Source organism: Bombilactobacillus mellifer, assembly GCF_000970795.1.
In the GTDB taxonomy this organism is placed as follows: Bacteria; Bacillota; Bacilli; order Lactobacillales; family Lactobacillaceae; genus Bombilactobacillus; species Bombilactobacillus mellifer.
The window spans coordinates 1-757 of record NZ_KQ034036.1; the positions used below are offsets into that span (position 1 = coordinate 1).

Annotated in this window: 1 rRNA gene; it reads right to left on the bottom strand. The window is 49.4% G+C overall.

Annotated elements, in window-relative coordinates:
* Positions 1 to 572 (bottom strand): 16S ribosomal RNA (locus JG30_RS08045); the annotation flags it as partial.
* Positions 573 to 757: the final 185 nt, after the last annotated feature.

Sequence of the window (757 nt, forward strand, 5' to 3'; positions counted from 1 at the left end):
CAACGCTTGCCACCTACGTATTACCGCGGCTGCTGGCACGTAGTTAGCCGTGACTTTCTGGTTGAATACCGTCACTATCTGAGCAGTTACTCTCACATACGTTCTTCTTCAACAACAGGATTTTACGATCCGAAGACCTTCTTCATCCACGCGGCGTTGCTCCATCAGACTTGCGTCCATTGTGGAAGATTCCCTACTGCTGCCTCCCGTAGGAGTTTGGGCCGTGTCTCAGTCCCAATGTGGCCGATTACCCTCTCAGGTCGGCTACGTATCATCGCCTTGGTAAGCTCTTACCTTGCCAACTAGCTAATACGCCGCAGGCTCATCCTTAAGTGACAGCTCTCACCGTCTTTTAACTTTAGAACAGGCGTCCTTAGTTTTATGCGGTATTAGCACCTGTTTCCAGGTGTTATCCCCCGCTTAAGGGTAGATTGCCTACGTGTTACTCACCCATCCGCCGCTCGCAATCTGAACTTCCTACCGAAGTATTCCGTTCATCTCGCTCGCTCGACTTGCATGTATTAGGCACGCCGCCAGCGTTCGTCCTGAGCCAGGATCAAACTCTCATTTTTTGTTCGTTTGTTACCTTGCTTTGTGACGCACACTTGCGTGTTTGTCGCTTCTTTATTGCTTTGTTTTTGGCGGGTACTCTCGTACCCCCGCACTTGGGTTTATTCAGAAACTTTGTTCAGTTTTCAAAGGTCTACTTTGATGCTCTGCTGTCTTACAGCAGCTGTTTTACTTTACCACGCTCACC